The sequence below is a fragment of the Streptomyces sp. NPDC104367 genome, assembly GCF_055583825.1.
Genome location: NZ_JBVJND010000016.1, coordinates 110904 through 137651 on the forward strand (window position 1 = coordinate 110904; position 26748 = coordinate 137651).

A 26748-nucleotide genomic window follows, 5' to 3' on the forward strand; every position below is an offset into this window, starting at 1 on the left:
CTCACAATGCACATGACAAATCAACGGGTGGCCGGAAGATCTCCGGTCACCTCGTCGCATAGAGGGGACCCCCACATGAACAAGCCTCTCGTCGCCGCGCTCGCCTCCCTGGCCATCACCGGGGTCGGCGTGGCACCGGCGGTCGCCGCACCCCGGGCCGAGGCGGCCGCGGCCGCGGTGACCGTGAACTACGCGGGCACGGTCTCGCTCAGCAACTGCTCCGGTTCCGTCATCCGCTTCCCGAACTCCGCGGACACCGACCCGGCGCTGGTGCTGACCAACGGCCACTGCCTGGAGACCGGCTTCCCCGACCCCGGCGAGGTCATCACCGGCCAGTCCTCCAGCCGCACCTTCGGCCTGCTGAACGCGTCCGGCACGCGCGTCGCCACGCTCCGCGCCAACCAGGTCGTCTACTCCACGATGACCGACACGGACGTCACGATCTACCGCACCACCACGACGTACGCCGCGATCAACAGCTCCTACGGCATCAGCCCGCTCACCCTCAGCGACACGCACCCGACCGCCGGCACCGCCATCAAGGTCGTCTCCGGCTACTGGAAGACGACCTACAGCTGCAACATCGACGGGTTCGTGTACCGGCTGAAGGAGGGCGACTGGACCTGGAAGGACTCGGTCCGCTACACCTCCGCGTGCGACACGATCGGGGGGACGTCGGGGTCGCCGGTCATCGACACCAGCACGGGTCTGGTCGTCGCCGTCAACAACACGGGCAACGAGGACGGCGAGCGGTGCACCGTCGACAACCCGTGCGAGGTCGACGAGAGCGGCAACGTCACCGTCCGGCAGGGCATCAACTACGCCGAGGAGACGTACAACATCCCGGCGTGCTTCACCACGGGCAACGTGCTGAACCTCGGCGCGAGCGCGTGCACGCTGCCCAAGCCGTAAGGGGCGGCGGGCGCCCCTAGGGGGATGCTCTGCGTACCGCCCGTCCCGCCAGTACGTCCGTTCTGCGGCCGTCCTCGATGACGAAGCGGCCGTCGATCAGGACGTGCGGGATGCCGGCCGGCGGGCGACGGGGTTCCTCGAAGGTCGAGCCCGCCGCCACCGTCAGCGGGTCGAGGAGGACGAGGTCGGCCCGGTGGCCCTCGCGCACGAGTCCGCGGTCCGGCAGGCGCAGCCGGGCCGCGGGGCGGGAGGTGAGGTGGGCCACGCACTCCTCCAGGGAGAGGACGCCCAGCTCCCGTACGTAGTGGCCGAGGTAGTGCGGGAACGTGCCGTAGGCCCGGGGGTGGGGTTTCGCGCCGTGCAGGATGCCGTCCGAGCCGCCCGTGTGGACCGGGTGGCGCATGATCGCGCGGACGTTCTCCTCGTGGCCGACGTACTGGAGGATCGAGGACGCGAGGCGGTCGGTCAGCAGCAGGTGGCGGGCGGTCGTCCACGGCGGCTCGCCGCGTCGCCGCGCCGACCGGGCGACCGTGCGGCCGACGAAGTCCGCGAGCGCGGGGTCGGCGACGCCCGAGATCTCGATCGTGTCCCACTCGACCGGGACGCCGTGGCAGCCGTCGGAGCCGACCGCCTCCAGGTGGTGGCGGATCCGTTCGGACGTGCCGTCGTCCGCCAGCCGGGCCAGGGCCGCCTCCGGGCCGCCCTCGTGCGCCCAGCTCGGCAGCAGGGCCGCGAGGGTGGTGCTGCCGGGGGTGTAGGGGTAGGTGTCGAGGGTGATGTCGGCGCCCGCCGCGAGGGCCTGGTCGAGGAGGGCGAGGAGTTCGGGGGCGCGGCCCTCGTTCACGCCGAAGTTCATGGTGGCGTGGGCGAGATGGAGCGGGCAGTCCGCCTCGCGGGCGAGGGAGACCATCTCCGCGTAGGCGTCGAGGGCGCCCGCGCCGTAGGAGCGGTGGTGCGGGCAGTAGTAGCCGCCGTAGCGCGCCACCACCCGGCACAGTTCGGTCAGCTCGGTGTTCCCGGCGTACATGCCGGGGGCGTAGGTGAGCCCGGAGGACATGCCGACCGCGCCCTGCTCCATCCCCTCGGCCACCAGCCGCCGCATCCGGTCCAGCTCTTCGGGCGTCGCCGCGCGGTCCTCCCAGCCGACGGCGAGCGCGCGGACCGTGCCCTGGGGGATCAGGTAGGCCGCGTTCACGGCGATGCCCGCGTCGAGGCGGTCCAGGTACTCGCCGACCGAGCGCCAGTCGAAGTCGATGTCGTCCCCGTGGCCGTTCCAGCCCGCGACGGCCCGGCGGACCTCCGCCAGGGTGCGGTCGTCGACCGGGGCGTACGACAGCCCGTCCTGGCCCAGGACCTCGAGGGTCACGCCCTGCGCAGCCTTGGCGCTGTGGTCGGGGTCGCGGAGCAGGGCCAGGTCGCTGTGCGCGTGCATGTCGATGAAGCCGGGACACAGGACCAGGCCCTCGGCGTCCAGCTCGCGCACCGCGCGCGGGCGCTGGCAGCCGGCCGCCGCGGCCTCCTTGACGATCGAGACGACGCGGCCGCCGTCGACCACCACGTCGGCGCGGTAGGAGGGCTCCCCGGTGCCGTCCACGACCTCCGCATCCCGGATGACGAGCTGTTCCACGACGGGTCCTCCTAGAAGAACGTGCGGATGTAGTCGACGACCGTCCCGTCCGCCTCGGCGACCGGGATCAGCTGCCACTTGTCGAAGGACGTGCAGGGGTGCGAGAGGCCGAGGCCGATCCAGTCGCCGACCCGGAGGTCCGCCCCGGGGGCGGTGCGCAGCCAGGTGTGCTGGTCGGACAGGCCGGTGACCTCGATGCCGGCGGCCGGGCGCTCGGTGCCGTCCCGGCGGACCGTCCGGGCGGAGGGGAGACGGAGGTCGTGGGCCGCGTCCCGCTTGCCCGCGTTGGCGAAGGCCTGGTCGGCGCAGGGGCGGGAGACGATCTGCGCCCAGAGCCGGAAGGCCGGCTCCAGGGAGCCCTCCCCGGGGACGCGGTTGAAGGGGGTGATGTCCTGGTAGTGCCCGTCGTCGTGCGAGACGTACGCGCCCGAGCGCAGCAGCTTCAGTACGGGGGAGGAGAGTTCGGGGATACCGGCGAAGACGTCCGCCACCGCGTCGAACCAGCCGCTGCCGCCGGCGCTGACCACGATCTCGGTCAGGCCCGCGAACCGCCCCGCCTCGTCGAAGCCGGCGGCGAGGTCGACGAGGCGCCGCAGATAGGCGTGGACGCGGTCGGGGGTGGCGTCCGGGACCTCCCCCTCGTACCCGGCGACGCCGACCAGCCGGAGCGTCCGCGTCCCGGCCACCGCGTCGGCGACCGCCGCGCACTCCGCCTCCGTGCGGACGCCGGTGCGGGCGCCCTCACCGGCGGCGAGTTCGACGACGACGTCCACGGGGCGCGGGGTCCCGCGCAGCGCCGCGTCCATGAGTTCGACGCCGCGCACGGAGTCGACGTAGCAGACGAGGCGGAAGTCCTCGTCCCGGTCGAGTTCGGCGGCGATCCAGTGCAGCGAGGGGGCGTCCACGAGTTCGTTCGCGAGGAAGATCCGCCGGGTGCCGAACGCCCGCGCCACCCGCACCTGGTGCGGCACGGCGAGGGTGATGCCCCAGGCGCCGCGCGCGGTCTGGCGGTGGAAGAGCTGGGGCGCCATGGAGGTCTTGCCGTGCGGGGCGAAGGCGAGGCCGTGGCGCGCGGTGTACGTCTCCATCAGCGCGAGGTTGTGTTCCAGGTGCTCGGCGGAGAGGGCCAGGACCGGGGTGGTGAAGCCGTCCGAGAAGAGGTTGCGGCGCTGGGCGGCCAGCTCGCCGACGGTCAGCCCGGCGGCGTCCGGCGGGAGGCCCTTGAAGCGGTGGTCGACGCGTTCCTCCGCGAGGCGGGCGAGCGCTTCGGTGCCGGTGTCGAGGGACACGGAGCCTCCCTGATCTGGTTGGTTGCACCATGTGCAACGTCCGTTGCGTATGTCGCTTGCCGCTGTCTAACATCCAGCCCGACGCCGGGTCAATGGAGCCCGCCGCGCCCCGCGACGACGAGGAGCCACCACCATCGTGAAGGCCACGGACGCCGATGACACCGCCGACGTCGTGGATGTCGTCGCGCTCGGCGAGTCCATGGTCGCGTTCCTGCCCGCCCGGCCGGGGCGCCTCGCGGACGTCCCCTCCTTCGACCGCGCGATCGGCGGCGCCGAGTCCGACACGGCCTGCGCGCCGGCCGCCGCCGGGCACACCGTGCGGTGGGTCGGCCGGGCCGGCGCGGACGGGTTCGGCGATCACCTGGTGGCCGCGGTCGCCTCCCACGGCGTCGACGTCTCGCACGTGGGGCGCGACCCCGTGCGGCCCACGGGGGTCTACTTCCGTACGGCGGGGGACCGGGCGACGGACGCGCACGAGGGGGCGTACTACCGGGCGGGGTCGGCCGCGTCCGCGATGTCGGTGGCCAACACGGACCTGGCGGCGGTGCGCGCGGGACGGATCCTGCACCTGCCGGGGATCACCGCGGCCCTGTCGGCCGGCTGCCGGGCGCTGCTGCGCGAGCTGACGGCTCCCGCCGGGCGGCGGCCACTGGTCTCGTTCGACGTGAACCACCGCGCCGGGCTGTGGGGTTCGGGCGACGGCTCGCGGATCCTGCTGGAACTGGCGCGCCGGGCCGACCTCGTCTTCGTGGGCGAGGACGAGGCGGAGCAGGCGTGGGCGGTGACGGGCGGACCGCAGGCGGTCCGGGAACTGCTGCCGGAGCCGGCGGTGCTGGTCGTCAAGCAGGGGGCGGAGGGGGCGACGGCGTTCGTTTCGGACGCGGCCCGGCGGGGGCCGGCCGCGCGGTTCCCCGCACCCCTCACGGGGCACGTCGTGGCCACGGGCACGGGCGGCTCGGGCGGGCGCAGCGGCACCCCGCAGGCGCGGGTGAGTGCGACCCCGCCCCCGGCCGGCACCCACGGCACCTTCGAACCCGCCCCCGCCGTCGACGTGGTGGCGAGTGCCGGCGCGGGTGACGCCTTCGCCGCCGGGTTCCTCTCCGGCGTCCTGCGCGACCTGCCCGTACGGCGGAGCCTGCGGCTCGGCCACCTCTTCGCCGCCGCCGCGCTCACCGCGCCCGGCGACCTCGCCCCGCCGCCCGCCCGCGACACCGCCGACCGCCTGACCGCCCTCGGCGACGGCGCGTGGGGGAGACTGCGACTCGGCCCCGGCCGGACGCAAGCCGACGCGGCCCAGGAGGAGGGACACACCCCATGAGCCAGACCGTCGACCGAGCGCTGAGCATCCTGCCGCTGCTCGCGGAGGGCCCCGCCGACCTCGGCCGGGTCGCCGACCGCCTCGGCGTGCACAAGTCGACCGCGCTGCGGCTGCTGCGCACCCTCCGCGAACACGGCCTCGTCTACCGCCAGTCCGACCAGCGCTACCGCCTGGGCGCCCGCCTCTTCGCCCTCGCCCAGGAGGCGATGGAGAACCTCGACGTCCGCGAGATCGCCCACCCCCACCTGGCCCGGCTCAACGAGGCCTGCGGACACACCGTCCACCTCGCCGTCCTGGAGGAGGGCGAGGTCCTCTACATCGACAAGGTCGAGAGCCGCTACCCGGTGCGCATGTACTCGCGGATCGGCAAGCCCGTCGCCGTCACCGTCGCCGCCGTCGCCAAGCTGCTCCTCGCCGACCTCCCCGAGCCCGAGCGGCGCGCCCTCACCGACCGGCTCGACTACCCCATGTACACGGCCCGTTCGACGCCCGACGCGCAGGCCTTCCGCGCGGAGCTGGCCAAGGTGCGCGAACAGGGGTGGGCCACCGACCTCGGCGGCCACGAGGAGTCCGTCAACTGCGTGGCCGCACCGATCCGCGGGGCCGACGGGCGGGTCGTCGCCGCCATGTCGGTCTCCGCGCCCAACGTCGTCGTCACCGCCGACGAACTCCTCACCCTGCTGCCCCGGGTGCGCCGTACGGCGGACGCGATCAGCGGTGAGTACTCCGGCCGAACCCCGATCAAGGAAGCCCCCTGATGACCGAGAAGACCGCGCTCACCCCCAGCACCCACACCACCCCGCCCGCGAGGTTCTCGCACGGTGTGCGCAAGGGCAACATCCTCCAGGTCGCCGGCCAGGTCGGCTTCCTGCCCGCCGAGGAGGGCAGGCCGCCCACCCCGGCCGGCCCGACGCTGCGCGAGCAGACCCTCCAGACCCTCGCCAACGTCAGGTCGATCCTGGAGGAGGGCGGCGCCTCCTGGGACGACGTCATGATGATCCGCGTCTATCTGACGGACGTGGACCACTTCGCCGAGCTGAACGGCGTCTACGACGCCTACTTCGAGGCGCAGGGCCTCACCGCCCCGCCCGCCGCCCGCACGACCGTCTACGTCGGTCTGCCCGCCGGCCTCCTCATCGAGATCGACGCCCTCGCCGTACTCGGCTGACCGCTTCCGGCCCGGACCCCGCACACCGTACGTCCGGGTCGCCGTACCGGACGGTCGTCAGGTATTTCGGCATCAGCGAGCGCGACACGCTGCGGACCTGGACCGTGCTGGAAACGGTGCTGTCGGTGGCCGGCTTCGCGGTGGCGGCCGTCCTGAGCGTCTTCGTGCAGGCACCCCGTACCGGCGTCCTCGTACCGGTGTCCCCGTGTAGGCGTCTGATAACGAAGTTGGGTCCGGCTGTGTCCGGCACAGGTTCTTCGACCATACTGCCCGCTGTGGAGCAGCGCATAGGAGCCAACAGCCAGCCCCTGGAAGGCGCCGGATTCGACCCGGCCTTCATCCCCGGGCTCACCTCACCCGCGTCCCCCGAGACGGCGGACGCGGTGCCGGAGGAAGAGGCGCCGCAGGACGCCGTGGCGGAGAGCGCCGAGGCGGCGGCCGAACCGGCGGCCGAGGCCGGGGCCGATGCCGACGCCGACGCGGAGGACACGGCGGACGGCGGGGAGGAGACCCCCGAGGGTCCCGTCTTCGAGGCCGCCGACCGCCGCGCCAGGATCGTGGCCGACGCCAAGGGCGTCCGCCTCGCCCTCGACGAGGAGAAGTGCGAGTTCCGCTGGGACGAGATCGGCGCGGTCGAGACGGAGGCCCCCCGCTTCGGCAAGCGCTTCACGATCACCGTCCACACCCCGGACCGCCGCTGGTACCCGATAGAGATCGAGGCGACGGCCCGGTCCCGCTTCAAGGAGTGGGAGGAGCAGCTGGACGCGGTCCTGGACGCGTACTTCGACGACGGCGCCGACGAGAAGGACACGGACACCGGCACCGACGCCGACACCGTCACCGGGACCGACGCCGACTAGGGACGCCGGGAAGCGGGCGCGTCAACCGCAGTACTGCGCCTCCTTCCCGATGGACCTGTACATGCAGTCTGCGTTCTCCAGCAGCTGGAACACCGCGTCCCGGTTCCGGGAGGTCTCCCGCTCGATCACCTCGTCGGGCGGGTAGAACCCGCCCCCGGAGCTGGACGTCGGGTACATCTCGAAGGTGTAGTCGAAGATCTTCTGCGTGCCCCACAGGTAGTCGTCGATCGACCCGTCCGTGATGTACAGGTCGCTCGACTGCTCCGGTGTGTACCCGTTGCTCGCCGCCATCCTCTGCCCGACCGCCTTGAACGCGGCCGCGTCGTCCGCCGTCATCCCGGTCGCCGTGTCGGCGGTGGTGTACCCGTACGGCCACAGCACCAGCTCGCTGTAGGTGTGGAAGTCGATGCCGGCCGTGATCTGCTGCTTGCCGCCGACGACCCGGCCGCGCACGAAGTCCGCGACCACCTTCACCTCGGGCGCCGACTCGGCCGACGCGCCCCGGTAGGTCTCGGACGACGTCGAGCCCGAGGAGCCGCCGCAGCAGCCCCACTTGTAGTCCCAGTTCCGGTTCAGGTCCGTACCGACGTACGAGGAGCCGGAGTTGGGCTGCCGGTTCTTGCGCCACGACCGGTAGGAGCCGGTGGCGATGTCGTACTCGCCGCCGTCCGGGTTGAGGTCCGGCACGATCCAGATCTCGCGGCTGTCGACGATGCTCGTGACCCGGGAGTCGGAGCCGTACCCGGCGCCCAGCTCCCGCAGCAGGTACAACGCCATCTCCACCGTGAGGTGTTCGCGCGCGTGCTGGTGGAAGGTGAGCAGGACCTCGGGCTCGTTCTCGTCGGTCGCCACGTTGTCGCTGACCTTGATGGCGACGATGTCCCGGCCCTGGTACGACGTGCCGATCACCTGCTTGCTCATGATGCCCGGGTAGGCGGCGAGCCGCTGGTCGATCTCCGTGTTCATCTCGGCGTAGTTGTGGTACTTCGCGTCGGCCGTCGGGAAGTCGAACAGCCGCAGTCCGTCGGCGGCGCCCGACCGGTCCGGGGCCGCGCCCAGGGGCGTGACGTCGTAGCCGAGCCGCTTGAGCGCCGCGATCTGCGCGGCCCGTCCGGAGACGACGACGGTCTCCTCGTCGGCCTCGTCCACGGTGACGCCGGTCCGCTGGATGGCCGTGCGGGTCACGGGGGTGGTGCTCTGGTGGATCTCGTACTGCCGGACGTCGTCGGTGGAGGGCGCCGCCGGGCGCGCGCCGTCGGCGGCGGCGTGCGTGGCCGTCGCCGGGACCGGGGCCGCGAGGGCGAGGGCCAGCAGGGCGCCGAGTGCCGCGGTCCGTCCGGTGGAGCGGGCGCCGGAGCCGCGTATGCGAAGTCGCATGAAGTCTCCTGAGGGAGGTGGGGGTGGTTCAGTGCGACGTGCCTGTGAAATCGCTGTGCGGATGCCGCACATCGTCCTGGGAATGGCATGAACAGGTCAAGATAGTAAAATCAGCCGTGTACGCCGGTACCGGTCCGAGGGGTCGCGCAGTGTACGCGCGTACCCGCCCGCGCAGGCCGCCCCCGCCGAAGTGCACCCGCCCGCGTGACCCCCGTGTGCGTTCCCCCGGCCGGCCGCGGGACCGTGGACGGACGGCCGACAGGAGGGCTGGCTGACCATGGGCGGATCGGCGCCGCGCGGGGGCTGCCGGCTACCGGTCGAGACGACCAGCTTCGTCGACCGGCGGGCCGAACAGGCGGCTGGACGCGAGCTGTTGGCCAAGGCGCGGCTCGTCACCCTCACCGGTCCCGGCGGCGTCGGCAAGACCCGGCTCGCCGCGCACATCGCGGCCCGCGTCGAACGCGCCTTCCCCGACGGCGTCCGCTACGTCGCGCTCGCCGGCCTCCGCGACCCGGAGCTGGTCCCGGTGGCCGCCGCCGACGCCGTCGGACTGCACGACCACTCCAACCGGCCCGCCCTGGACGCGCTGGTGGAGCGGCTCCGCGACCGCCGGCTGCTCCTGGTCGTCGACAACTGCGAGCACCTGTCGGCCGCCTGCGCCGCACTCGTGGCGGCCCTGCTGCGCGGCACGACCGGCGTCCGCGTCCTCGCCACCAGCCGGCACCGCCTCGGCCTGACCGAGGAACACCTCATGGAGGTACGGCCGTTGCAGGTCCCCGACCCGGACGGCGACCTGTCCGCCGCCGGGTCGCACGCGGCCCTCGCCCTCTTCGCCGACCGCGCCGCCGCCGTCCTGCCCGGCTTCCGGCTCACCCCCGCCAACCGCACCGCCGTGGCCCGCCTGTGCCGCCGCCTCGACGGGCTCCCGCTCGCCATCGAACTCGCCGCCGTCCGGATGCGCGTCCTCGGCCTCGACCAGCTCCTCGCCCGCCTCGACGACCGCTACCGCCTCCTCACCGCCGGCAGCCCGGCCGCCCTGCCCCGCCACCAGACGCTGCGCGCCGCCGTCGACTGGAGCCACGAACTGTGCACCGCGGCCGAGCAGTCGGCCTGGGCCCGGCTCTCGGTGCTCCCCGGCACCTTCGACCTGGAGACCGCTGAGGCGGTGTGCGCGCCGGACGGAACCGGGGCCGACACCCTCGAAGCCGTCGCCGGACTGGTCGACAAGTCCGTCCTCGTCCGCGAGGACCGGGAGCGGGGGGCCGGTGTCCGCTACCGGCTGCTCGACAGCCTCCGGCACTACGGCCTCGAACGGCTGCGCGAGTGCCCCGGCGAGGAGGCCGCCGCCCGGCGGCGGCACCGGGACTGGGCGCAGGCGCGGGCCGCCGCCTGCGAGGCCGCCTGGTTCGGACCCGGGCAGCGGGAGATCGTCGCGTGCCTGCGCGCCGACCAGGACAACCTGCGCGCCGCCCTGGAGTTCAGCCTCGGCACGCCCGGCGAGGCCGGGGCCGCGCTGCGGCTCGCCGGCACCCTCTGGTTCTACTGGCACGCCTGCGGCGCCCCGCGCGAGGGCCGCTACTGGCTCGACCGCGCCCTCGACGCCGGCCCCGGGCCGACCCCCGCCCGCGCCCGCGCCCTGTGGGTCTCGGGCCTGCTCGCCGGCAGCCCCGAGGACCTCACCCGGGGCCTGCACCGGGCCCGCGAGGCCCGCGCCCTCGCCGAGCGCCTCGGCGACCCGGCGGAGGCCGCCCACGCCGACTACGTCATCGGCGTCGTACAGCTCTTCGCCGACGACCTCGTCACCGCCCGCGCCCACTACGAGAGCACCGTCGCCCGCGGCCCGGTACCCGGCCAGCACCTCAGCCTGCACGGCCTGGACCTGGTCGAACTGGCCTGCGCGCACGCCTTCCTGGGCCAGGCCGACCAGGCGGTCGCCGTCTGCGCGCAGGCCCTTCGGCTGTGCGAGGAGCACGACGAGGACTGGGTCCGCTCCTACGTCCTGCGCGTCCTGGCCCTCGCGCACGCCGTCCGCGCCGACTGGCGCCGCGCCGAGCCCTGCGCCCGCGAGGCGCTGCGCCGCAAACGCGACGTCCACGACGTGATCGGCATCGGGCTCACCCTCGACCTGCTCGCCCGGATCGCCGACGGCCTGGGCGCCGCCGAGCGCACCGCCGTCCTGCTCGGCGGCGCCGACCGGATCTGGTCGGACATCGACCGCGACCGCTGGGGCTCCGCCGCCCTCAACTCGGCCCGCCGCGCCTGCGAGACCCACGCCCGCGGGGCGCTCGGGACGGCGGCCTACGAGAAGGCCCACGCACGGGGCGGGGCGGCGGACCTCGCCGGGATCGTCGCCTACGCCCTCGCCGAGGAGCCCCGGGCGCCGGAGGCGGCGGCACCCCCGTCCGCCTCGCCGGGCGTGAGGCTGACCCGTCGCGAGAACCAGGTCGCCGAACTCGTCGCCGAGGGGCTGGGCAACCAGCAGATCGCCGACCGCCTGGTCATCGCCCGCCGCACCGCCGAGGGCCATGTGGAACGCATCCTCGGCAAGCTCGGCTTCAGCAACCGCAGCCAGATCGCCGCCTGGGTGACCGCCCGGCGCTGACGCACAGCACAGGAGACCCGATGAGCACCAGTACGCGTCCGCAACCCGGCCCCGCGCAGGGCGGCTTCGACCACCGGATGGCCGTGTTCGGCTCGGACGAAGCGTTCGTCGCCGCCGCCCTGCCCTTCCTCACCGAGGGCCTCGCCGCCGACGAGCCGCCGCCCGTCGCCATCGCCGCCCCCGGCAACCTGGCCGCCCTGCGCGACGTCCTCGGCCCCGACGCCAAGGAGGTCGGCTTCATCGACCACACCGACTGGTACACCGGCACGGCCGCCAACGCCGTGGCCCAGGGCGCCGGTTATCTCGCGGCGCACGCCGGACCCGGCGGCCGTGTCCACCTCCTGATGGAGCCCGACTGGGCCGGACGCGCGGGCCGGTCGGCGCGGGAGAGCACCGAGTGGATCCGCTACGAGTCCCTCGCCAACCTCCTGTTCGCACCCTTCGGCACCACGGCGCTGTGCGTGTACGACACCCGCACCGCCGGCCCGGCCGTCGTCGACGCGGCCCGCCGCGCCCACCCGCGGACCGGGGTGTACGAGCAACCGGAGGTCCTCGTGCGCGAGCTGGACGCCGTGCCGCTGCCGCCGGTACCGCGGTCGGCGGCCGTCCTGCCCGCGCCGGAGGCGGTGCGCGCCTGGGCCGAGGAGCGCGGACTGCCCCCGGCCGACGCCGAGTTGTTCACCCGGGCCGTCGCCGAGGCGGCGGCCGCGCACGGCCCGGTCGTCGAGCTGGCCGCCTGGGGCGAGGCGCCGGCCTGTGTCTGCGAACTGCGGCTGTGCCGGGCGGTGGCGGACCCGCTGGCCGGGTTCGTGCCGCCGTCCGGCGGGGACCCGGAACAGGGCCGGGGGCTGTGGTTCACCCGCCAGGCGTGCGCCTACGTCGACGTGCGGGACGGGGCGCCGGGGGACGCCGCGAGGATCCGCGTCCAGTACGCGTGAGCGAGACGCCGTACGCACGTACCCCCGCGGACACGCATACGCGGGTACCGGATCAGGTATTCCTCCCCCTGCGCGGGGCGCCGGGCGCGGGCAGGCTTGAGGGCATGCTGCAACCCTCCGGGGGCAGGCTCCCGGACTCCGACCCTCGGTACGCCGTGTACCCGCAACCTCCGACCCGGGCCGGTCATCTGAGCGTCGAGTACGACCCGCGTCCCACGGCGGCCCGGGAAGCCCGCACGGCGGTCCGGCGGCAGCTGGAGGAGTGGGGCCTGGCCGAGCAGGACGACGTGGCGTACGTGTGCGAGCTGCTGGTGGGCGAGCTGGCCGCGAACGCCCTGTGCCACGCGGCGAGCCGGTTCCGGCTCACCCTGTCGGCCTCGCACGGCGTGCTGCGCTGCGAGGTCGCCGACGGGGACCGCCGCCCCCCGCGGGTGCTCGACGCGGGCCTCGCGGAGGGCGGCAGAGGGATGTACCTGGTGGATGCGCTTGCCCGGCGCTGGGGCTGCCACCAGGACGGGCCGGGCAAGACCGTGTGGTTCGAGCTCGGCACCTGCGGGTGCGACGGCTGCGGTCGGCGACAGCCGTAGCACCCCACAGCCCTGGTCCCGGCGGCCGGCCCGGCCGCCGGGACCCACCCGAGGGCTACGGCAGGGCGTGCACGTGCGCGCCCACCGAGGACGACCACGCGTTCCCGGCGGCCGCGTCCCAGTTCGTCGACCAGGTCATCGCGCCCCGCAGGTCGGGGTAGGTCGTCGACGGCTTGAAGGAACCGCAGTTGGTGCCCCTGGCCAGGCAGTCGAGGGCGTTGTTCACGACGGTCGGCGAGACGTACCCGCTGCCCGCCGCGCTGGTCGACGCGGGCAGGCCGAGGCCGACCTGGGACGGGGCCAGCCCGCCCTGCAACTGGATGCAGGCCAGCGCGGTGAGGAAGTCCACCGAGCCCTGGCTGTACACCTTGCCGTCGCAGCCCAGCATCGAACCGCTGTTGTAGTACTGCATGTTGACGACCGTGAGGATGTCCTTGATGTTCAGGGCCGTCTGGAAGTAGGCGTTGGACGTCGACTGCATGTCGATCGTCTGCGGGGCCATCGTGATGACGAGCGAGGAGCCGGCCCTGGAGGAGAGGGCGCGCAGCGCCTGGCTCATGTAGGTGGCGTTGATGCCGTTCTCCAGGTCGATGTCGACGCCGTCGAAGCCGTACGTCTGCATCAGCGTGTACACGGAGTCCGCGAAGTTCGTCGCGGACGCCGAGTCGGTCACCGAGACGGTGCCGTTCTGCCCGCCGACCGAGATGACGACCTTCTTGCCGGCCGCCTGCGCGGTCCTGATGTCGGCCTTGAACTGGTCGACGGTGTACCCGCCGAGCCCGGCCGAGTCGAGGGTGAAGCTCACCGCGCCCGGTGTGGCGGTCGCGTCCGCGAAGGCGACGGCGACGATGTCGTACGCGGACGGCACGTCCGAGAGCTTCTGGACGGTGGCGCCGTTGTCGAAGTTCTGCCAGTAGCCGGTCACCGCGTGCCGGGGCAGCGAGCCGGCCGGGGTGGTCGCGGTGGTGGTCGCCGTCACCGCCGACGACTTCGCCGACTCGCCAGCCGAGTTGGTCGCGGTGACCTGGAAGGAGTACGACGTGGAGGCCGCGAGGCCGGTGACGGTCGCCGAGGCGCCGGTGACCGCCGACACCTTGGTGCCGTTCTGGTAGACGTTGTAGCCGCTCGCGCCCGAGACCGCGGACCACGACAGGGACGCCGAGGCGGATGTCGTACCGGAGACCGCGAGGCCGGTCGGGGCGGCCGGGACGGTGGGGGCCGGGTCGGTGCCGCCGCCTCCGTCGGGGCCGTAGACCGAGACGTCGTCGGCGTAGTAGGCGGCCTGGCCGTACCAGCCGTGGGTCCAGACGGTGACCGAGGTGGTCGAGGAGCCGGTGGTGAAGGTCGTCGACAGCTGTGTCCAGGAGGCGGAGTCCGGGGTCCAGGCCGACACGTCCGTGGTGCCGGTGCCGGTCACCCCGAGGTAGCTGTAGCCGCCCTGCACCCAGGCGCTGAGCGTGTAGGCGGAGCCGGCCTTGACCGCCACCGTCTGGCTGCACTGGGCGTAGTCCAGTCCGGCCGGGGTCGCCTTCAGGGCGGCGGCGCCGGAGTGGACCGGGGAGGAGACCGTCGTACCGCTGCTCGCGGAGCAGGTCCAGTCGGTCAGGGCCGACTCGAAGCCGGAGTTCTTCACGTTGTTGACGTCGGCGGCGGAGGCCGGGGCGGCGGCGAGTCCCGCCACCGCGAGGGCCGTGGCGAGGGCGGCCACGGCGGACCAGGTTCGGGTGTGTCGGCGTCGTCCCCTGAGCCGGGACGCGACGTACAGGATGAGACTGGGCATGACAAACAAGGTGGTCCAGACCAATTGGCGTGTCAATAGGTCCATACCAAATCGTGGACAGGTGGGGGCGGGTGGAGGCAGGTGAGGGTGGGCGTCGGGGAACAGTCCCCGGTCATATGCTCAACCTGTCCCGGTTTGGCGCTACTTGTGCGGTCACAGATCCCAGACAGCTGCACAAACGCTGTTCTCCGGTCACAGAGGCGTGGATACAGTGCTGAGGAAGTCACGCAATGAAGTCGTCCCGGCTCATTGGAGTAACACCGGTGAGCCGCCGGGGTGTGAAGAGCGGGGAGCTGCGCGTGCCAACTGCCATTGCCGTGACCAGCGCCGACATGGCGCTGCCGGCGCAGGACGAGCGGACCGTGCCCGCGGTCGTGCTCCGCGACCTCGACCGGCGGCCCCTCGACCAGACCCTCGCCGAGTTCACGGCCCTCATCGAACAGTACGGACATGTGATCGTGGTGTGCTCGGCCGCCGTGCCGGAGCCCGTGACCCAGCGCCTGTACACGCTCCGCTCGCTCCTGGAGAGCGACCGGATCGCCCTGTTCCGCCCCGACCTGCCGCCCCTCGGCATCGCCGTCCTGGCCCGGCAGCTGCGGCAGCTGGCCTCCTGCGACCTCAGCCCCGGCGTCCTCGCGTCGGCCGGCCGGCTGCTCACCCACTACATCCACTCCGGCGCCGTCCTCGGCTCGGTCGCCAAGCTCGACCGCGTCCCCGTCAACCTCAAGGCGCACGCCAAGTCCTGGATGCCCGGCACCCAGTTCGGGGTCGTCGCCCACCCCGAGCCGCAGCTGGTCCGGATCGGCCCGGAAGCCTTCCTCGACGGCCCCGAGTTCAGCACCTGGATGCTGGTCGCCAAGGGCCAGTTGCAGTCCGACTGGATCGGCGGCCTCGCCAAGTCCTGGGGCTCCTACGGCCTGCGCGAGACCCCACTGCCGGCCGAGTCGGCCCAGTGGTGGGGGACCGGCCGGCTGATCGAGTTCACCAGCTACCTCGCCGACCTGTCCGTCCTCTACCAACTCGTCACCTCGGTACGGCAGACCAGCTGCCACTGGTGCGGCATCGACCTCATCGGCGACCGCTGCGTCTTCTGCTCCGCCATCCCGCCCGGCTACGACCCGCCGCCCCGCGCACTGGAACGGCACACCTCCGCCTGACTCCGCCGCAGGGTCCGCCCGCTTCCCTCACTGCCCCCACATCCTCCGCTTCCCCGATGAGGTCGCACGGTCCATGAACTCCCGTCAGCGCCGCGGCGTGATACTCCTGATCCTGTCGGCGATCTGCGCGCTCGCCGCGTTCGCCGGCGTGCTCTCCGTCATCGACAACGTGAAGTCCAAGGTCGGCCCCGAGGTCACCGCCTACGAACTCCGCTCCGACGTGGCGCCCTACACGACGCTGAGCCCGAGCCAGTTCCAGAAGGTCTCGATGCCCAAGCGCTGGCTGTCCGCCAACGCCGTCACCAGCCTCGGCGAGATCCAGGGCAAGATCGCGGTCACCACGCTGAAGAAGGGCTCGCTGCTCCAGTCCGACATGATCGTCGACCAGCCCGCGCTCAAGGCGGGCGAGCAGGAGGTCGCGATCATGATCGACGCGGCCACCGGCGTGGCCGGCAAGATCACCCCCGGCTCGCTGGTCAACGTCTACGCCACCTTCGAGGGCAAGCAGCAGAGCGACCCCGACCAGTCGAAGATCATCGTGACCAACGCCCGGGTCCTGGACGTCGGCAAGCTCACCTCGCTGGAGCCCGACAACAAGAACCAGCAGCCCACCGACGCCGTCCCCATCACCTTCGCGCTGTCCACGCTCGACGCCCAGCGCCTCACCTACGCGGAGTCCTTCGCCCAGCGGGTCCGGCTCGCCCTGGTCGCCCCCGGCACCACGACCACCGTGCCGGACAAGGACCGTACGTACGAACTCGCGACGGACAAGTGAGAGGCGCCTCGCATGCCCATCAGGATCCTCCCCGCCGTCGGTGACGCGGACGCGGTCCGCTCCCTGGTCTCCCTGCTCAGCCAGCTCCCGGACACCGAGCCGCTGCCGCCCGTCGCCGACTCCACCCAACTCGTCGACACCCTGGCCCGGTTCGCCGCCGAGTCCGTCGACGAACTCCCCGAGGTCGTCGTCGTCCACGAACGCATCGGCCCCGTCCCTGCCCTCGAACTCATCCGCGAGGTCGCGCTGCGCTTCCCCGCCGTGGGCGTCGTCCTGGTCACCACCGACACCAGCCCCGGCCTGTTCGCCGCCGCCATGGACTCCGGCGCCCGCGGCCTGGTCGGGCTCCCGATCGGCTACGAGGAACTGGCCGGCCGCGTCCAGGCGGTCGCCCAGTGGTCCACGGGCGTACGGCGCCATCTCGGCCACGGCGCCGACGTCTTCGCCGGTGTCGGCGGCACGGTCGTGACGGTCAGCGGCGCGAAGGGCGGGGTCGGCGCGTCCCTCGTCGCGATCCAGATCGCCCTCGCCGCGCAGGCCTCCGGCCACTCCACCGCCCTCGTCGACCTCGACCTCCAGACCGGGGACGTCGCCTCCTACCTCGACGTGCAGTTCCGCCGCTCGGTCGCCGACCTCGCCGCCGTGGGCGACATCTCCCCGCGCGTCATGGCCGAGGCCGTCTTCCGCCACGACACCGGGCTCGCCCTGCTGCTGGCCCCGGCCGAGGGCGAACGCGGCGAGGAGGTCACCGACCGCGCCGCCCGCCAGATCCTCAGCGCCCTGCGCTCCCGCTACGAGATGATCGTCGTCGACTGCGGCGCCCAGCTCGGCGGCGCGGGCGCGGCGGCCGTGGAGACCGCCGACATGGCCCTCCTCGTCACCACGCCCGACGTGCTCGCCGTACGCGCGGCCAAGCGCACGGTCCGCATGTGGGACCGGCTTCAGATCCGCAAGGCCGAGGAGACGACGGTCGTCGTCAACCGGCACACCAGAGCCACCGAGATCCAGCCGGCGCTGATCCAGCGCATCACCGGGACCGCGCTCGCGGGGACCGCGATCCCCGCCAACTTCAAGGAACTCCAGGCCTCGGTGGACGCCGGCCGGATCCACGAACTCGACTCCAGGAGCACCGTGAAGCAGGCACTGTGGGCACTGGCCGGCGAACTGGGCCTGGTACGGACGGGGGAGACGGCGCCACCGCGCCGCGCCACGAGGGCGCGGGGCGCGCAGCGAGGCGTGGAACGGGGTGCGGAACGGGGCGCGGTCGGATTCAGACGGCGGAAGGAACTGCCGTGAGGACCCGGGGCGCGGGCGAGGGTCCGGGGCCGGCGCGTCGCCCGTCGGGCGCGGGCCGGCGGGGGCCGGTCGCGCGGTTCCCCGCGCCCCTCGGGCGCGTTTGCGCGGGGAACCGCGCCACCAGCCACGAGGGCGGGGCGCGTGACCGAGGTCAGGTCTCCATCGAACTCATCGGCATGACCCCGGTCATCATCCTCACCCTTGTCCTGTGCTGGCAGGCCGTGCTCACGGGATACGCCTTCACCCTCGCGGGGAACGCTGCCGACGAGGGCGCACGCGCGGGCACGGCCGTCCCGCGGGCGCAGCGGTACGCGGCCTGCCGGCGCGCCGCGCTGGAGGACCTCTCCAGCGCCTGGCAGGAGGGAGCCACGGTGGACCAGTGCGGCGGCACCGGCACGGTCACCGCGGACGTCTCCCTGCGCGTCCCGGTCCTCTTCCCCGGCACGATCGCCTTCCCCGTCACCGTCCACGGCCACGCCGGCACCGTGGAGGAGGTGAAGCGCTGACATGCGCCCCCATCGGCACCCCCGCGACCGCGGCCAAGTGGCCGTCGAATACCTCGGCTTCGTCCCCATCCTGCTGATCGTCGCGCTGGCCGGCATCCAGCTCGGCGCCGTCGCCTACGCCGCCGAACAGGCCGGCACCGCGGCCCGGGCGGGCGCCCGCGCGGCCTCGCTGAAGGAGGACGTCGGCGCCGCCTGCTCGGCCGCCGTCAGCGGCGGCATCGACGTCAGCTGCGCCTCCTCCGGCGGCGGCGACTCGGTCACCGTGACCGCCACGGTCCACATCCCCAAGATCGTCTGGGACCTCGGCAACGCCACCAAGTCCGCCACGATGCCGGTCGACCACTGAACGAGGAGCACGGCAACCATGAGCCTGCGGGCACGCATCAACTCCCCCGAGGAGAACGGCAGCCGGGGCGAGGACGGCCACCTGGTCTCCTCGTACCGGGCCAAGCTCCTGGAGGAGATCGACCTCGCGGAGATGAGCGCGCTGGCCGCCGCCGAGCGCCGCGCCCGCCTCGAACGCGTCCTCGGCCACATCATCAGCCGCGAGGGCCCGGTCCTGTCGACCGCCGAACGCTCCCAGCTGATCCGCCGGGTGGTCGACGAGGCACTCGGCCTCGGCATCCTGGAACCGCTCCTGGAGGACGCGTCGATCACCGAGATCATGGTGAACGGCCCGGACGCGATCTTCGTCGAACGCGGCGGCCGCGTCGAGCAGCTGCCGCTCCGCTTCGTCTCCGCCGACCAGCTGATGCAGACCATCGAGCGCATCGTCTCCACCGTCAACCGCCGCGTGGACGAGTCGAATCCGATGGTCGACGCCCGCCTTCCCTCCGGCGAACGCGTCAACGTCATCATCCCGCCGCTCTCGCTCACCGGCCCGATCCTCACCATCCGCCGCTTCCCGCGCTCCTTCACCCTCCAGGAGCTGATCGGCTTCGGCTCGCTCGACGAGCACATGGTGTTCCTGCTGGCGGGTCTGGTGCAGGCGAAGTTCAACATCATCGTCTCCGGCGCCACCGGCACGGGGAAGACCACCCTGCTCAACGCCCTCTCCGGACTCATCCCGGCCCACGAACGCATCATCACCATCGAGGACTCCGCCGAACTCCAGCTCCAGCAGTCCCACGTGGTCCGCCTGGAGTCCCGCCCGTCGAACGTCGAGGGCAAGGGCCAGGTCACCATCCGCGACCTGGTCCGCAACTCGCTGCGGATGCGGCCCGACCGGATCGTGGTCGGCGAGGTCCGCGGCGGCGAGTCCCTCGACATGCTCCAGGCCATGTCCACCGGCCACGACGGCTCCCTGGCCACCGTCCACGCCAACAGCGCCGAGGACGCCCTGACCCGCCTGCAGACCCTGGCCTCCATGTCGGACGTCGAGGTCCCCTTCGTCGCCCTGCGCGACCAGATCAACAGCGCCGTCGACGTGATCGTCCAGCTCACCCGGTTCGCCGACGGCGCCCGCCGGATCACCGAGATCGCCGTGCTCGACAGCCACGGCAGCGAGCCGTACCGGCTGGTGACCGTGGCCCGCTTCGACGCGCTGCCCATGACCCACGACGGCCATGTCCACGGCGCCTTCCACTACTTCCCGCTGCCGCGCCGCACCGCCGACCGCCTCTACCTGGCGAGCCAGCCGATCCCGCAGGCCTACGGCGTCGCCGACCACCTGCACCAGCTCACCACCCGAGAAGCGAGGTAGGCCGTGCCCCTCCATGACCTCGTCGGCCTCACCACCGGCGTCGCCCTGCTGACCTGCCTGCTGGCCGTGGTGGGCCTGCACACCTACGCCTCCGGCCGGGCCCAGCGCGCCGCCCTGGTGGACCGCCTCTCCTACACGGGCGAGCTGCCCCCGGCCGGCCGCCGGCGCCGCTTCGGCACCCTGGACCGCAGGCTGCGCCGCACCCCGCTCGGCCACCGCCTCGAACTCCGCCTGGCGGCGACCGGCCTGGACGTCACCCCGGGCGAGTTCTTCGCCTACATGCTCGCCGCCGTCGTCGCGCTCTGGCTCGTCGGCCAGGCCGCCCTGGCCCCCTTCTTCGGCCCGATCGCCGGCCTCCTCGGCGTCTTCGCCGCCGTCCAGTTCCTCAACTGGCAGCGCCAGAAACGCATCGAGCGGTTCATCGGCCAACTCCCCGAACTGGCCCGCATCCTGGCCAACGCCACCCACGCCGGCCTCGCCCTGCGCACCGCGATCGGCATGGCCGCGGAGGAGCTGGAGGCCCCGGCCGGTGAGGAACTCGGCAAGGTCGCCGACCAGTTGGCGATCGGCCACTCCATGGACGACGCGCTCGGCGAGCTGGCCGAACGCCTCCCCTCCCGCGAACTGGTCGTCCTGGTCACCACCCTGGTCCTCTCCAACCGGGCCGGCGGCCAGGTGGTGTCGGCCCTGCGCAACCTCACCGAGACCCTGGAGGAGCGCAAGGAGACCCGCCGCGAGATCCGCACCCAGCTCTCCCAGGTGACCATGACCTCGTACGCCGTCCCGGCACTGGGCATCGGCGCCCTGTTCCTGATGAACGGGGTCAAGGACGGCACGCTGGAACGCATGACGGGCTCCACGCTCGGCCAGGCGGCGGTGCTCATCGCCTTCGGCCTGTACGCGGTCGGCTTCGTCCTCATCCGCCGTCTGAGCCGGATCGACGTGTAGGTGGTGTGTGATATGACACTGGATGGCGCATGATGGGTGATATGTGACATGACACTGCTTCTGGCCCTCCTCATGGCCCTCGGCGTCTGGGGCGTCTTCGCCGGCGTCCGCATGTACCGCGCGGACGCGAAGCTCCCCGCCGACCTGGCGATCGCCCTGGAGGTCGGCGCCACCCGCACCGGCGCCGCGAACTCCCTCATCGACCGCATGGGCATGCGCTACGCCCCCGCGGTGCTCCGCCTGATGGGCCCGAGCCTGGTCGCCAGGTACCGCCGCAAGATCGACCTGGCGGGCAACCCCGGCGGCCTGACCATCGACCGCTACGCGGCCCGCCGCGCGGTCTACGGCGCGCTGGGCGGCGTGGGCTGCCTGGTCTTCCTCCTGCGCGGCCAGTACCTGGTGGCCGTGATCCTGCTGCTCTTCGGCGCGTTCTGGACGGAGGTCGGCATCTGGTCGGCGATCCGTGTCCGCAAGGACGTCATCGAGCGCACCCTGCCGGACTTCCTGGACGTCCTGGCGGTGGTGGTGGGCGCGGGACTCGGCTTCCGGCAGGCGCTGGACCGGGTCGCCACCCACTACGAGGGTCCCTGGGCCGACGAACTCCGCATCACCCTGCGCCAGATGGACCTCGGCATGAGCCGCCGCCAGGCCTTCGCCGAACTGCGCCGCCGCAACGACTCCGAGCAGGTCGCCATGTTCGTCACCGCGCTCCAGCAGGGTGAGGAACTGGGCGCGCCGATCGTCGACACCCTGGTCGCCCTCGCCAAGGACATGCGCCGCACGGACGCCCAGAACGCGCGCCGCAAGGCGGCCCGGGCGGTACCGAAGGCGACGCTGATGATCACCACGTTCATGGTCCCGGCGACGATGCTCCTGCTCGCGTCCGGCCTGCTGCTGGGCTCGGGGATCGACTTCGGCTCGGTCACGGGGAAATAGGCGGGGTGGCGGCGGTGACGGCGGTGACGACTATGGCGACCGGGGAGGACGACGAGCGGGCAGCGCGAGATGGGCGGGCAGCGTGGGCTGGGCGGGCAGCGCGGGCAGCGCGGGCTGGGCGGGCCGAGCAGGCGAGGTCGGCTGGGCGGGCCGGGTCGGTCGAGCGGGCCAGGTCGGTCGACAAGGTCGGGTCGGTCGACAAGGCAGGGACGGTCGGGTCGGTAGGGCGGGCCGGGTCGGTAGAGCGGGTCGGGTCGGTCGAGATCAGGGCGTTGCAGGCGGTGTGCCGTCAGGTCTTCGGTTTCCGCCTGGCGATGATCGCGGTGGCGACCCCCGCGGCCCTCCTCAACGCCACCCCCGGCCTCGGCGTCCGCCTGGTCGGCTCCGCCGTCGTCGTCACCTTCATGATCTCGTACGTCCTCTTCCGCGACTGGCAGCGCTTCGGCCCCCTCCTGCTGCGCCACCCCACCCTGCTGGCCGCCGACACCCTCTTCGGTTCGCTCCTGCTGATCTCGGCGGGCCCCGACACCACCCTCGCGTACGTCAGCGTCTGCACCCCCCTGCTCGCCGGTCTGCTCTACAGCTGGCGGGGCGCGGCCGTGTTCGCCTCCCTCCAGTCCCTGATCCTGCTGCTGGTCCAGGCGACCCTGAAGCACCGCGCCGGTGTGGCCGAGTCCCTCCTCCTGCCCGGCCTGTGCGTGATCACGGGCGCGACGGGCTCGACCCTGCGCACCCTCGTGCTCCGCTTCGGCACCGCCACCGAGGCGCTGGCCGCGACGCGGTCCCGCCTCGCCGCGACGGAGGCGGTGAGCGCCGAACGGGCCCGGCTGGCCCGCGAGATGCACGACTCGCTGACCAAGACGCTGTACGGCGTGGCGCTGGTCGCGGACGGACTGGCGGAGTCGGCGGCCGCGCCCCCCGACCGCCTGGACCCGGCGCTGATCCGGCAGCAGGCGGAACTGGTGGCGAGCGCGGCCCGCAGGGCGGCGGCGGAGTCCCGCGACCTGCTGACGGACCTGCGCGCAGAGGAGAACGCCCCCGAGACACTAGACGTACTGTCTCAACTCGCTCTCCTCGCAACGGACTTCACCACCCGCACCGCCCTCCCCACGACCTACGACGGCCCACCCGCCCCCGCCCCCGCCTCCATTCCCGTCCTTCTCCCTCCCCCCAGCGCCCGCCAGTTGCTGAGCATTACGGCCGAGGCGCTGGAGAACGCGCACCGCCACGCGCGGGCGACGAGGGTCGACGTACGGGCGGAGATCACCCCCACCCACCTGGTCGTCACGGTCCAGGACGACGGCCGGGGCCTCCCGCCGGACACCACCCTCGAAGTGCTGCGCCGCACCGGCCACTTCGGCCTGCTCGGCATGGCGGAGCGGGCGGCGTCGGTGGGCGGCCGGGTCCGGCTGACCAGCGAGGGGGGCACGACGGTCCGGGTGGAGGTGCCACTGACATGACCGACGAGACGAGGGGAGGCCCCCCGATGCAGCAACACCCCTTTGCCGCCACGGACGAGCAGGACCACGCGCCCCCGCCCCTCAGGGTCCTGGTGGCCGACGACAACCCGGTGATCCGCGCGGGCCTGACGGCCGTGCTCTCCGCGGTGGACGGCCTCACGGTCGTGGCGGAGGCCGACGACGGCCGCGCGGCCTACGAGGCGGCCCTGTGCCACCGCCCCGACGTCATTCTCCTCGACGTCCGGATGCCCGGTGTGGACGGCATGGCGGCACTGCCCCACCTGGTCCGTCTGGCCCCGGTCATGATGCTGACGTACAGCGACGACACGGAGATCGTCCAGGAGGCCGTACGGCTGGGGGCCGGGGGCTACCTCGTCCACGGCGAGTTCACCACCCGGCAGCTCGCACAGGCGGTACGCGACGTGGGCGCCGGTCTGCCGCACTTCACCCCGACGGCCACGAACGCGTTGCTCGCCCATATCAGAGAGCCTGCAACTGCACATCCGAAACCCGAACTACGCGCTCTCTCAACACATTTCCTACCCAAGAGGCTTTCGCAACTGCAACCGTCTGTGGGACAGTCGTCGAAGTCCCGTTTTCAACTGAGCAGCAGAGAGGCGGAGATCATGGACCTCATCGCGTCCGGGATGAACAACCAGCAGATCGCCGCCGTCTGCTTCATCAGCGAGAAGACCGTCAAGAACCACATCAACCGCATCTTCGCCAAGCTCCACTCCACGACCCGCTCACAGGCCACGGCCAAGTGGCTGGGGGTGGCCTGAGATGAGTCGGATGAACTGGGTCCGGATTTGGGCCCTGAGACCCTCCGCGAGCGGGTATGTTCCGCCGTACGGTGCCACGATCGGTACCGAACCCGGAGGGGAGCACCATGAGCGACCTGATGCTGAGGATGCTTGTCGCGATGCAGACGCGACGCACCGACGACCGGGGGCAGACCGCAGTCGAGTACCTGGGGATCATCGCGGTGGTGGTCGCGATCGTACTGGCGGTCACGGGTACCAGCATCGGCTCCGCGATCCTCGACAAGATCATGGCGCAGATCAACAAGATCGTGTGAAGCGCGTCCGCCGTCACGGCGACTCCGGGCAGGCCTTCCCGCTCTACATCACGGTCGTGGGAGGCCTGCTCTTTCTTGCGTTCGCCTATCTCGCGGTCGGCCAGGCCGCGGTGAACCGCAACGGCGCCCAGACCGCCGCCGACGCGGCCGCACTCGCCGCGGCTCTGAACACGCGTGACGAGCTCACGGACCAGTGGGTGCAGGACATACTCGACCCGACCAAGTGGCAGGACATCTTCGACGGCGACGTCCCGGTGGCCGACTCGTGCTGGCGCGCGGCCGAGTTGGCGGCCAGGAACGACGCGACGGCACAGTGCGCCGCCGAACCGCCGCTCAGCTACAAGGTCGACGCCGAGACGAACAAGACCGTCGGCGACTCCGTCGTACCCGGCACCGAGAACATGAAGTCGACGGCACAGGCCACGGCCGTGATCGAGCCGCTCTGCACGTTCACGCTGCCAGGTACGGACGGCGTACTGCCCGAACTCACCTGCAAGGACCGCAACTGGACCCTGGACCCGGACGATCTCACCGATCTGCCGGGCCCCGAGGACCTCTTCGACGTCCATCTGGCCGACTGACAAGCGAATCGACGAGTGAAGGAGGAGGCGGAGCGATGACCATTCGGTTCACTGCGAAGGCTCGCAGGGGGACGGTCGCCTTGGCCGTCGCGGTCGGTCTCGCCGTGGGAGCCGCCGGTTGCGGTGGTGGCGGTGGCGGTGACGACGGCAAGAAACCGCAGACGTCCGCCTCCGCCTCCAAGAGCGACGGCTCGAACCCGAGCGCCCAGGAAGGGCAGTCGGACACTCCGCTGGCCGAACTCAAGGGCGAGGACGGGCTGCTGCTCCAGATCACCTCCGCCGACCGGGACTCGGGCGGGTTCGTCACCGTGAACGGCGTGTTCAAGAACGACGGCTCCCAGTCGCTGGTGATCCCCTCCATCCTGCGCGGCGACGAGACCGAGATCGTCCAGCACGGAACGTCGCTCGGCGGAGCCACCCTCGTGGACTCGAAGGGCAAGAAGCGCTACTACGTGCTGCGCGACACGGACGGGCGCCCCCTGACGACGACCGGACTGTCGACGATCGCGGCCGGCCAGACCATCCCCGTCTTCATGCAGTTCCCCGCCCCGCCCGCCGACACCACCGAAGTGACTCTGCAACTCCCCACGTTCTCCAGCGGCACGATCCAGATCTCCGGGTGAGGCCGAAGTGACCACACCACGCCTGCCCCTGACCCTGGGCGCCGCCACGCTGCTCCTCGTGACGAACCTGTACGGCGCCACGGCCGCCCGTGCCGACGGCGGGGACCCGAGCGTGCCCCCGGGCACCGAGCCGTCCGCCGGTGCGCCGGTGAAGATCGACCCCACCGACCCCGACCTCAAGCTCCCCGAAGGCGCCACGCTGGCCGCGGCCAAGGTGCTGGACATCAAGTCGGTCGTGGAGGACCAGAGCGGTGACGAACGCAGGGAGGACACCAACGCGGACGTGACGTTCGCCCTCCAGGCCGAGGTGCTGTTCGGCAAGGACAGCTCGAAGCTGAGCGGGGCGGCGAAGTCGCGGATCGCGGCGATCGCGGACGAGATCAGGAAGCAGAACGCGACCCAGGTCCGCGTCTTCGGCTTCACCGACAACCTCGGCTCCTCCGCCCACGGCGACGTCCTCTCCCGCCAGCGAGCCAACGCCGTCCAGGGCATCCTCGACCAGGACCTGAGCGACCCGAACATCACCTTCGACGTCCGCGGCTACGGCGAGCAGTACCCCATCTCCGACAACTCCACGGAGGAGGGCCGCAAGAAGAACCGCCGAGTGGAAGTCACGTTCCCGCGCACGGGGAGCTGAGCCGACCGAGCCGACGGACCACGTCGGATCAGGCCGAACCTGCGCCGCTCCTCCTCACCCGAGGACGGAACGGCGCTCCCGGCGTCCCCGGGCAGGCACTCTCACACCTCCTCGACGCTCAGGCGCGCCCCCGGTGTGACGCCCCACCCGGCCATCGCCCCGGCCTCCGCCTCCAGCACATGCCTCGACCGGAGGCGGGGGAGTCCGAGCCGGCCCGGTCGCATCGTGCGGACGGCGATGACGGTCAGACGGCGGTCCAGGTAGGCGACGTCGATCGCCATCCGCATCCGGAACGTGTGGATGCCGCTCGCGGGGGACAACAGGATCGCCCCGTCGAGCGAATCCCGCCCCAGCAGTCCCTTCGTACGGGCCCGATAGGACGTGGCGATCTCCAGCGGAACGCTCTTCCCGGCACCCCCGCCCTCCTGTACGACCAACAGCCCCCGTCCGTCCCGCCACCGAGCCATCCCAGCCGCCTCCAGCCGTCCCACTCACCGTTGCGTGACACGCACGAACGTACCCCCGTCGGCCGGTCGCTCGACAAGCTGGACCGTCACGGATCGTTACCGGTTCCGTGCCCGTGTCGTTGGC

The 26748-nt window shown here is 72.5% G+C and carries 27 protein-coding genes; 22 read left to right on the top strand and 5 right to left on the bottom strand.

Annotated elements, in window-relative coordinates; all coding sequences use genetic code 11:
• The first annotated feature begins 75 nt into the window (after window positions 1-75).
• The gene (locus ACZ619_RS24340) at window positions 76-912 is read left to right on the top strand and encodes a trypsin-like serine peptidase (RefSeq protein WP_469602587.1); all 837 of its coding nucleotides are present in this window, start codon (window positions 76-78) and stop codon (window positions 910-912) included.
• 16 nt (window positions 913-928) lie between these two features.
• On the opposite strand, the gene ACZ619_RS24345 is transcribed toward ACZ619_RS24340, so the two are convergent.
• Window positions 929-2539: an N-acyl-D-amino-acid deacylase family protein gene (locus ACZ619_RS24345; protein ID WP_469602588.1), complete on the bottom strand. Its 1611-nt coding sequence runs from the start codon at window positions 2537-2539 to the stop codon at window positions 929-931.
• 11 nt (window positions 2540-2550) lie between these two features.
• Complete coding sequence (locus ACZ619_RS24350) at window positions 2551-3828, bottom strand: amino acid deaminase (RefSeq protein ID WP_469602593.1); 1278 nt, start codon at window positions 3826-3828, stop codon at window positions 2551-2553.
• Window positions 3829-4027: 199 nt separating this feature from the next.
• Between ACZ619_RS24350 and ACZ619_RS24355 the strand changes: the two genes are divergently transcribed.
• From ACZ619_RS24355 to ACZ619_RS24370, 4 genes are all read left to right on the top strand, one after another.
• Window positions 4028-5146 carry a sugar kinase gene (locus tag ACZ619_RS24355; RefSeq protein WP_469602853.1) on the top strand — a complete coding sequence of 373 codons (1119 nt, stop codon included), beginning with the start codon at window positions 4028-4030 and terminating at the stop codon, window positions 5144-5146.
• Window positions 5143-5904: an IclR family transcriptional regulator gene (locus tag ACZ619_RS24360; protein WP_469602596.1), complete on the top strand. Its 762-nt coding sequence runs from the start codon at window positions 5143-5145 to the stop codon at window positions 5902-5904. Before ACZ619_RS24355 ends, ACZ619_RS24360 begins: the two co-directional genes overlap by 4 nt.
• On the top strand, window positions 5904-6314 hold the full coding sequence (locus tag ACZ619_RS24365; RefSeq protein ID WP_469602598.1) for a RidA family protein: 411 nt from the start codon (window positions 5904-5906) through the stop codon (window positions 6312-6314). Before ACZ619_RS24360 ends, ACZ619_RS24365 begins: the two co-directional genes overlap by 1 nt.
• 275 nt (window positions 6315-6589) lie before the next feature.
• A complete protein-coding gene (locus ACZ619_RS24370; RefSeq protein WP_469602601.1) occupies window positions 6590-7174 on the top strand; it encodes a hypothetical protein in 585 nt (194 codons plus the stop codon).
• 21 nt (window positions 7175-7195) lie between these two features.
• Here the strand turns inward: ACZ619_RS24370 and ACZ619_RS24375 are convergent, their stop codons facing one another.
• Window positions 7196-8551 (bottom strand): M14 family metallopeptidase, encoded by a 1356-nt coding sequence (locus ACZ619_RS24375; protein ID WP_469602603.1) that lies wholly within the window; start codon window positions 8549-8551, stop codon window positions 7196-7198.
• A 277-nt stretch (window positions 8552-8828) separates the two neighbouring features.
• Here ACZ619_RS24375 and ACZ619_RS24380 point away from each other — a divergent pair, with 277 nt between their 5' ends.
• The 3 genes from ACZ619_RS24380 (at window position 8829) to ACZ619_RS24390 (ending at window position 12678) form a co-directional block, all read left to right on the top strand.
• The gene (locus ACZ619_RS24380) at window positions 8829-11153 is read left to right on the top strand and encodes an ATP-binding protein (protein ID WP_469602606.1); all 2325 of its coding nucleotides are present in this window, start codon (window positions 8829-8831) and stop codon (window positions 11151-11153) included.
• Between the two features lie 20 nt (window positions 11154-11173).
• Window positions 11174-12091, top strand: a complete 918-nt coding sequence (locus tag ACZ619_RS24385) for an anti-sigma factor RsbA family regulatory protein (protein ID WP_469602608.1) — start codon at window positions 11174-11176, stop codon at window positions 12089-12091.
• Between the two features lie 104 nt (window positions 12092-12195).
• A complete protein-coding gene (locus ACZ619_RS24390; RefSeq protein ID WP_469602611.1) occupies window positions 12196-12678 on the top strand; it encodes an ATP-binding protein in 483 nt (160 codons plus the stop codon).
• A 55-nt stretch (window positions 12679-12733) separates the two neighbouring features.
• Here ACZ619_RS24390 and ACZ619_RS24395 read toward each other — a convergent pair whose 3' ends face one another.
• Window positions 12734-14458, bottom strand: coding sequence for a chitinase (locus tag ACZ619_RS24395; protein ID WP_469602614.1), 1725 nt, complete (start codon window positions 14456-14458; stop codon window positions 12734-12736).
• Window positions 14459-14688: 230 nt separating this feature from the next.
• Between ACZ619_RS24395 and ACZ619_RS24400 the strand changes: the two genes are divergently transcribed.
• The 14 genes from ACZ619_RS24400 to ACZ619_RS24465 all read left to right on the top strand — a co-directional run bounded on the left by ACZ619_RS24400 (window position 14689) and on the right by ACZ619_RS24465 (window position 26157).
• Window positions 14689-15615, top strand: coding sequence for a hypothetical protein (locus ACZ619_RS24400; RefSeq protein WP_469602617.1), 927 nt, complete (start codon window positions 14689-14691; stop codon window positions 15613-15615).
• Window positions 15616-15688: 73 nt separating this feature from the next.
• Window positions 15689-16390, top strand: a complete 702-nt coding sequence (gene cpaB / locus ACZ619_RS24405) for a Flp pilus assembly protein CpaB (protein WP_469602620.1) — start codon at window positions 15689-15691, stop codon at window positions 16388-16390.
• A gap of 12 nt (window positions 16391-16402) precedes the next feature.
• Entirely contained in the window at window positions 16403-17686 is a 1284-nt protein-coding gene (locus tag ACZ619_RS24410) for an AAA family ATPase (RefSeq protein WP_469602622.1), read from the top strand.
• Between the two features lie 176 nt (window positions 17687-17862).
• A complete protein-coding gene (locus ACZ619_RS24415; RefSeq protein ID WP_469602625.1) occupies window positions 17863-18192 on the top strand; it encodes a pilus assembly protein in 330 nt (109 codons plus the stop codon).
• Window position 18193: 1 nt separating this feature from the next.
• Complete coding sequence (locus ACZ619_RS24420) at window positions 18194-18538, top strand: TadE/TadG family type IV pilus assembly protein (protein WP_469602627.1); 345 nt, start codon at window positions 18194-18196, stop codon at window positions 18536-18538.
• Between the two features lie 18 nt (window positions 18539-18556).
• Complete coding sequence (locus ACZ619_RS24425) at window positions 18557-19894, top strand: CpaF family protein (protein ID WP_469602628.1); 1338 nt, start codon at window positions 18557-18559, stop codon at window positions 19892-19894.
• A gap of 3 nt (window positions 19895-19897) precedes the next feature.
• Complete coding sequence (locus tag ACZ619_RS24430) at window positions 19898-20842, top strand: type II secretion system F family protein (protein WP_469602630.1); 945 nt, start codon at window positions 19898-19900, stop codon at window positions 20840-20842.
• A gap of 48 nt (window positions 20843-20890) precedes the next feature.
• The gene (locus ACZ619_RS24435) at window positions 20891-21778 is read left to right on the top strand and encodes a DUF5936 domain-containing protein (RefSeq protein WP_469602633.1); all 888 of its coding nucleotides are present in this window, start codon (window positions 20891-20893) and stop codon (window positions 21776-21778) included.
• 32 nt (window positions 21779-21810) lie between these two features.
• Window positions 21811-23238: a sensor histidine kinase gene (locus tag ACZ619_RS24440; RefSeq protein ID WP_469602636.1), complete on the top strand. Its 1428-nt coding sequence runs from the start codon at window positions 21811-21813 to the stop codon at window positions 23236-23238.
• Window positions 23235-24020: a response regulator gene (locus tag ACZ619_RS24445; RefSeq protein ID WP_469602638.1), complete on the top strand. Its 786-nt coding sequence runs from the start codon at window positions 23235-23237 to the stop codon at window positions 24018-24020. The genes ACZ619_RS24440 and ACZ619_RS24445 overlap by 4 nt, the downstream gene beginning before the upstream one ends.
• A 107-nt stretch (window positions 24021-24127) precedes the next feature.
• Window positions 24128-24316 carry a hypothetical protein gene (locus ACZ619_RS24450; RefSeq protein ID WP_469602640.1) on the top strand — a complete coding sequence of 63 codons (189 nt, stop codon included), beginning with the start codon at window positions 24128-24130 and terminating at the stop codon, window positions 24314-24316.
• On the top strand, window positions 24313-24897 hold the full coding sequence (locus tag ACZ619_RS24455; protein WP_469602642.1) for a pilus assembly protein TadG-related protein: 585 nt from the start codon (window positions 24313-24315) through the stop codon (window positions 24895-24897). Before ACZ619_RS24450 ends, ACZ619_RS24455 begins: the two co-directional genes overlap by 4 nt.
• 35 nt (window positions 24898-24932) lie before the next feature.
• Complete coding sequence (locus tag ACZ619_RS24460; protein ID WP_469602645.1) at window positions 24933-25520, top strand: hypothetical protein; 588 nt, start codon at window positions 24933-24935, stop codon at window positions 25518-25520.
• A gap of 7 nt (window positions 25521-25527) precedes the next feature.
• The gene (locus ACZ619_RS24465) at window positions 25528-26157 is read left to right on the top strand and encodes an OmpA family protein (RefSeq protein ID WP_469602647.1); all 630 of its coding nucleotides are present in this window, start codon (window positions 25528-25530) and stop codon (window positions 26155-26157) included.
• Between the two features lie 101 nt (window positions 26158-26258).
• Here the strand turns inward: ACZ619_RS24465 and ACZ619_RS24470 are convergent, their stop codons facing one another.
• Window positions 26259-26624 carry a DUF192 domain-containing protein gene (locus tag ACZ619_RS24470; protein WP_469602650.1) on the bottom strand — a complete coding sequence of 122 codons (366 nt, stop codon included), beginning with the start codon at window positions 26622-26624 and terminating at the stop codon, window positions 26259-26261.
• Between the last annotated feature and the right edge of the window lie 124 nt (window positions 26625-26748).